Raw genomic sequence first — 7296 nt, forward strand, 5'->3', positions numbered from 1 at the left:
ACGCCTACGCCCACCACCTGCGCACCCAAGGCACCCCCGCCACCTCCCTCGCCTGGGGTTACTGGTCGGACGTCAGCGGGATGACCGCCCACCTGGACAAGGCCGCGCTCCAGCGCCACCGGCGTGACGGCATGCTGGGCCTCCCCGCCGAGACCGGCATGGCGCTCCTCGACGCCGGCCTGCGGTCGTCCGAGCCCGCGCTGATCACGGCGCGCCTCGACCTGGCCGGTCTGCGGGCGCGTTCGGTCACCGAGCCGGTGCCGCTGCTGCTGCGTTCGCTCGTACGCCCCCTGCGGCGCGCGGCGGCGCAGACGACGCCGGACGCGAGCGGCGGGAACGCCCTCGGCCAGCAGCTCGCCGGGCTGTCCGCCGCCGAGCAGGAGCGCACCGTGATCGACCTGGTGCGGGCCGAGGCGGCGACCGTGCTCGGGCACTCGGCGGCCGGTGCGATCGACGAGAAGCGGGCCTTCAAGGACCTCGGCTTCGACTCGCTCACGGCGGTCGAGCTGCGCAACCGGATCGGCAAGCGGGTCGGGCTGACCCTGCCCACCACGCTGGTCTTCGACTACCCGACGCCGACCGTGCTCGCCCGCAAGCTGCTCACCGACCTCGTCGGGACGCAGGACGCCGCCGAGGCGTCCGGTCCGGCCGGACGCGCCGCCGACGGGGACGAGGACCCGATCGTGATCGTGGCGATGGGCTGCCGGTTCCCCGGCGGCGCGGACGGGCCCGACGAGCTGTGGCGGCTGGTCGCCGACGGCGCCGACGTGATCGGCGGGTTCCCCGAGGACCGGGGCTGGGACCTGGAGAGTCTGTACGACCCGGACCCGGAGCGGCTCGGTACCTCGTACGCGCGTCACGGGGCGTTCCTGGACACCGCCACCGGGTTCGACGCCGGGTTCTTCGGGATCTCGCCGCGCGAGGCGCTCGCGATGGACCCGCAGCAGCGGCTGCTCCTGGAGACCACGTGGGAGACGTTCGAGCGGGCCGGCATCGACCCGACCGGTCTCGGCGGGGAGCGCGTCGGCGTGTTCGTCGGGGTCAACGACCGCGACTACACCCTGCGGTTGCAGCACAACTCGGGCGAGCTGGAGGGATACCGGCTGACCGGAACGTCGGGCAGCGTCGCCTCCGGGCGGATCTCGTACACCTTCGGCCTCGAAGGCCCCGCGCTCACCGTCGACACCGCCTGCTCGTCCTCGCTGGTCGCCCTCCACCTGGCCGCGCAGTCGCTGCGCAACGGGGAGTCGACGATGGCGCTGGCGGGCGGCGTGGCGGTGATGACGACGCCGGACGCGTTCGTCGAGTTCTCGCGCCAGCGCGGCCTGTCCACCGACGGCCGCTGCAAGGCCTTCGCCGACGCCGCCGACGGAACCGGCTGGGCGGAGGGCGTGGCGCTGCTGCTCGTCGAGCGCCTCTCCGACGCCGAACGCCTCGGCCACCCGGTCCTGGCGGTCGTACGCGGTACGGCCGTCAACCAGGACGGCGCCTCCAACGGTCTCACCGCACCCAACGGCCCCTCCCAGCAGCGCGTCATCCGCGCGGCCCTGGACGACGCCGGGCTCAAGGGGTCGGAGGTGGACGCCGTCGAGGCCCACGGCACCGGCACCTCACTCGGCGACCCCATCGAGGCCCAGGCGCTCCTCGCCACGTACGGCAAGGAGCGGGACGCGGACCAGCCGCTGTGGCTCGGGTCGTTGAAGTCCAACATCGGTCACACACAGGGCGCCGCCGGCGCGGCCAGTGTGATCAAGATGGTGCAGGCGATACGGCACGGGGTGCTGCCCAAGACCCTGCACGTCGACGAGCCGTCGACGAAGGTCGACTGGACCGAGGGCGCCGTGGAACTCCTCACCGAGTCCCGCCCGTGGCCCGAGTCGGACCGCCCGCGCCGCGCCGCCGTCTCCTCCTTCGGCGTCAGCGGCACCAACGCCCACGTCATCATCGAGCAGGCCCCGGTCGCCGTCGCCGACGAGGACCTGGAGCCGCGAAGCGCCCCGAGCGCCTCCGTTCTGCCGTTTGTCCTGTCGGCCAAGTCCCCCGAGGCCCTGGGCGGACAGGCCGCGCGCCTCGCCGCGTGGCTGCGCGACAGCGGGCGTGCGGCACAGACACCGCTCACGGACGTGGCGTACTCGCTCGCCACGACGCGGGCCTCGCTCGACCACCGGGCCGTCGTCGTCGCGGCCGACCGCGAGGAGCTGCTCGCCGGGCTCGACGGGGTGGCGGGCGGTTCGCTGCCGGCCTCGGTGGTGCGCGGCGGCCCCGCGGCGGGGCGGACGGCGTTCCTCTTCACCGGGCAGGGCAGCCAGCGCACGGGGATGGGACGCGAGCTGTACGACGCGTACCCCGTGTACGCGAGCGCCTTCGACGCCGCGTGCGCGGAGCTCGACCGGCATCTGGTCGACGCGGGCCACGTCCAGCACCCGGTGGCGGACGTCGTGTTCGCCGAGCCGGGCAGCGCGACCGCCGAGCTGCTGCACCGTACGGTCTACACGCAGTCCGCGCTGTTCGCGGTCCAGGTGGCGCTGTTCCGCCTGGTCGAGACCTGGGGCGTACGTCCCGACTTCGTGGCCGGGCACTCCATCGGCGAACTGGCGGCCGCCCACGTGGCGGGGGTGTACTCGCTCGCCGACGGTGCCGCTCTGGTCGCCGCGCGGGCCCGGCTGATGCAGGCGCTGCCCGAGGGCGGGGCGATGGTCGCCGTGCAGGCCACCGAGACCGATGTGCTCCCGCTGCTCCCGGCCGACGGCCGGGCGGGTGTCGCGGCGGTCAACGGACCGTCGGCGGTGGTGATCTCCGGTGACGAGGGCGCCGTCCTGGCCGTCGCGGACATCTGCAGGGAGCGGGGCTGGAAGACCAAGCGGCTGCGGGTCAGCCACGCGTTCCACTCGGCCCGCATGGAGCCGATGCTGGACGCGTTCCGGGGGGTGGCGGCGGGGCTCACGTACGAGCAGCCGCGCATTCCGGTGGTCTCCACGCTGACGGGCTCGCCCGTCGGTCCCGACCGGCTCGGCTCGGCCGACTACTGGGCCGAGCACGTACGGCAGCCGGTGCGTTTCGCCGACGCCGTACGGAACCTGCGGGCCGAGGGCGTCGCCCAGTACCTGGAGATCGGCCCGGACGCCGTCCTCACGGCGATGGCGCGCGAGACGGTCGACGCTCTCACCGAGAGCGGTGCCACGGAGACGGCGGCGGCCGAGATCTTCGTGCCGGCGCTGCGCCGTGAGCGCTCGGAAGCGGGCACCCTGCTCGCGGCCCTGGCCGGGCTCCACGTCAGGGGTACGTCGGCCGACTGGCCCGCCGCCCTCGACGGCGCCACCCGCGTCGACCTGCCGACGTACGCCTTCCAGCGGGAGCGGTTCTGGGCCGAGATGGCGGCGGGCGCCACGGACATGGCCGCCCTCGGTCTCGCCTCCGCCGAACACCCGCTGCTGGGCGCGGTCGTGGAGCTGCCGGACGACAAGGGAGTACTGGCGACCGGCCGGCTCTCGCTGAAGAGCCACCCCTGGTTGGCCGAGCACGCCAAGTCCGGGACGGTCCTGGTGCCGGGCACCGCGCTGGTCGAGCTGGCGGTCCGGGCCGGCGACCAGATCGGCGCGGGCGTGCTCGAAGAGCTGGTACTGGAGTCACCGATGGTGCTGCCGGAGCGCGGCGGCGTCGAGGTGAGAGTCCAGGTCGGCGCACCGGACGACGGTACGGACGGGCGCCGCCCGGTGAGCATCCACTCCCGCACGGACGGGAGCGACGAGTGGGTCCGGCACGCTGCGGGCTCCCTCACCGCCGCCCGGCAGCCGGTGTCCGCCCCACTGACGGCCTGGCCCCCGGCGGGCGCCGAGCCGGTGGACACGGACGGCTTCTACGAGCGTCAGGCGGCGGCAGGCCACGAGTTCGGCCCGCTGTTCCAGGGGCTGCGCACGGTGTGGCGGCGCGGCGAGGAACTGTTCGCCGAGGTCGCCCTGCCGGACGACGCGGTCGGTGAGGCCGCCGCGTTCGGACTGCACCCGGCGCTCCTCGACGCGGCCCTGCACACGACGAGCTTCGGAGCCGTCGCGGACACGGACGCCGGACATGTCCTGCTGCCGTTCGCCTGGAACGGAGTGGCCCTGCACGTCACGGGCGCGGCACGGCTGCGGGTCCGTATCGCGCCCCGGGGCGCCGACACGGTCACCGTGGAGGCGGCGGACGCCACAGGTGCACCGGTCGCGACGGTCGCCGGCCTGACCTTCCGGGCCGTGGACACCTCGCAGCTGGCCGCCGGGACCGACCCGTTGCGGGACGCGCTGTTCCGGGTGGAGTGGCAGCCGGTCGCCGTACCGGAGGCACGAGCCGGGGCGGACTGGCCGGTCCTGGACCTCATGGACCGTACCGGCGATGACGCGGACGTACGGGCGCTGACCGGGCACGTACTGGCCGGCGTGCAGGACCACCTGGCCTCGGGCCCGGAGGACAGGCCGCTGGTCGTGCTGACCCGCGACGCGGTGACCGTGCCGGAGCAGGCAGCTGTGTGGGGCCTCGTCCGGACGGCGCAGAACGAGCACCCGGGCCGGCTGGTGCTGGTCGACAGCGACGCGCGGTCGAGGTCACTGCTGCACGCGGCGCTGGCCACGGGTGAGCCGCAACTCGCCCTGCGCGACGGGAAGATCACTGTTCCCCGGCTCGCCCGCACCACCATCCCCACCGCCGACAAACCCCTCGACCCCAACGGCACCGTCCTCATCACCGGCGGCACCGGCACCCTCGGCGCCCTCACCGCCCACCACCTCATCACCCACCACCACATCACCCACCTCCACCTCATCAGCCGACGCGGACCCCAAGCCCCCGGAGCCCACCAACTCCACCAAGACCTCACCGCACTCGGCGCCCACATCACCATCACCGCCACAGACGCCACCGACACGCAGCAGGTGACGGCGCTCCTCGACACCCTCCACCCCGACCACCCCCTCACCGCCGTCATCCACACCGCAGGCGTCCTCGACGACGCCACCATCACCGCCCAGAACCCCGACCGCCTCCACACCGCCTTCCACGCCAAAACCGACGCCGCCCACGTCCTCCACCAAGCCACCAAGCACCACAACCTCGCCGCCTTCGTCCTCTTCTCCTCCGCCGCCGGCACCCTCGGCAACCCCGGACAAGCCAACTACGCCGCCGCGAACACCTACCTGGACGCCCTCGCGGGCCGGCTCCGTGCGGCGGGCACTCCCGCCGTCTCCCTCGCCTGGGGACTGTGGGCCGAGGCGAGCGGCATGACGGGGGAGCTGAGCGAGGCCGACCTGCAGCGCGGCAAGCGCACCGGCATCACCGCGATGTCCACGCAGACGGCACTCGCCCTGCTCGACGCGGGCCTCGCGTCGAAGGACGAAGCCGCGCTGGTGACGGCCCGGCTGGATCTGTCGGGGCTGCGCAAGCAGGCCGCCTCGGCCGGCGGGGAGGTCCCGGCGCTGCTGCGGTCGCTCGTCCGCGCGCCGCGCAAGGCGGCCCGTACGGCGGCCGTCGCGGAAGAGTCGCTGGCCGACCGGCTGAACACCCTTCCCGCCGCCGAGCGCGCCAAGGTCGTACTGGAGCTGGTGCGTTCGGAGGCGGCGACCGTACTGGGGCACTCCACCACCAGGGCGATCGGTGCCGAGAACGCGTTCAAGGACCTCGGGTTCGACTCGCTGGCCGCCGTGGAACTGCGCAACCGGCTCGCGGGCGTCACCGGAGTACGGCTCCCCGCCACGCTGATCTTCGACTACCCGACCCCCGGGGAGCTCGCCGGTCAGCTCATCGAGGAGCTCGGCTGCACGGGAGCCGACGCGCCGGCCGCCGAGGTGCCGGCCGAACTCGGCCTGCTGGAGCAGGCACTGGCCTCGCTGACCGGGTCCCTCGACGGGGACGAGGCGGTACGGGCACAAGTCGCGGCCCGGCTCCGGGAGCTGTCGGCCAGCATCGGCGCGAACGGCTCGGCCGGTACGAACGGCTCGGCCGCCCGGACCACCACGCTCGTCGCCCCCGCGGGCGCCCCGCGCGACGGGGTCGAGGAGCTCGTCCCCGATCTCGACGCGGCGACCGACGACGAGCTGTTCCGGCTCATGGACGGTGAACTCGGCCTGTCCTGACCATCCAGGTTCCAGCCGTCCATCCACCGACGCCTTGAAGGGGCAGAACCGGTCATGTCCAACGAGTCCAGCAACACCACCACCTCCCTCAGCAGCGCAAGCACCGACAGCGGTGGCGCCACCGGCGACCAGAAGCTCCGCGACTATCTGAAGCGGGCCCTGGTCGACCTGAAGCAGGCCAACAAGCGGCTCCGCGACGTGGAGGCCGCGAAGTCCGAGCCGATCGCCGTCGTCGGGATGGCGTGCCGGCTCCCGGGCGGGGTGACCACGCCCGACGAACTGTGGCAGCTCGTCGACGCGGGCGGCGACGCCGTCGCCGCGTTCCCCGACGACCGCGGCTGGGACCTGGAGCGGCTGTTCGATCCGGACCCCGAGCGCCGTGGCACGTCGTACGTCAGCGAGGGCGGCTTCCTCGACGGGGCGACCGAGTTCGACGCCGGGTTCTTCGGCATCAACCAGCGCGAAGCCCTGTCGATGAATCCGCAGCAGCGGCTGCTCCTGGAGACGTCGTGGGAGGCGTTCGAGCGGGCGGGGCTCGACCCGACCGGCCTGCGCGGGAGCCGGGTCGGCGTGTACTCGGGCGTCATGTACCACGACTACGCCACCGACATGGAGGACGCGCCGGCCGAGGTCGAGGGCTATCTGAGCACCGGTACGGCCGCCGCCGTGGCCTCGGGCCGGGTGTCGTACACGCTCGGTCTCGAAGGCCCGTCCGTCACGCTGGACACGGCCTGCTCCTCCTCGCTCGTGGCTCTGCACCTCGCGGTGCAGTCCCTGCGCAACGGCGAGATCGACATGGCACTCGCGGGCGGCGCCGCCATCATGGGAACCCCGGGTGTCTTCGTGGAGTTCTCACGCCAGCGCGGCCTGTCCACCGACGGCCGCTGCAAAGCCTTCGCCGACGCCGCAGACGGCACGGGGTGGGCGGAAGGTGTCGGCGTACTGCTGGTCGAGCGGCTGTCGGACGCGCAACGTCTCGGCCACCCGGTCCTGGCGGTCGTACGCGGTACGGCCGTCAACCAGGACGGCGCCTCCAACGGCCTCACCGCACCCAACGGCCCCTCCCAGCAACGTGTCATCCGCGCCGCCCTCGACAACGCCGGCCTCACCCCCTCGGACATCGACACCGTCGAAGCCCACGGCACCGGCACCACACTCGGCGACCCCATCGAGGCCCAGGCCCTCCTCGCCA

General features: G+C 73.7%; 2 protein-coding genes. Both read left to right on the forward strand.

Annotation, left to right across the window (positions count from 1 at the left end; translation table 11 throughout):
* The coding region (locus IE185_RS32565; RefSeq protein WP_189716539.1) for an SDR family NAD(P)-dependent oxidoreductase at window positions 1–6104 on the forward strand (6104 nt) is incomplete at its 5' end.
* Window positions 6105–6263: 159 nt separating this feature from the next.
* On the forward strand, window positions 6264–7296 hold a 1033-nt coding region (locus IE185_RS32570), incomplete at its 3' end, for a beta-ketoacyl synthase N-terminal-like domain-containing protein (protein WP_373303781.1).

This window comes from Streptomyces chryseus (assembly GCF_014650755.1).
Lineage (GTDB): Bacteria > Actinomycetota > Actinomycetes > Streptomycetales > Streptomycetaceae > Streptomyces > Streptomyces chryseus.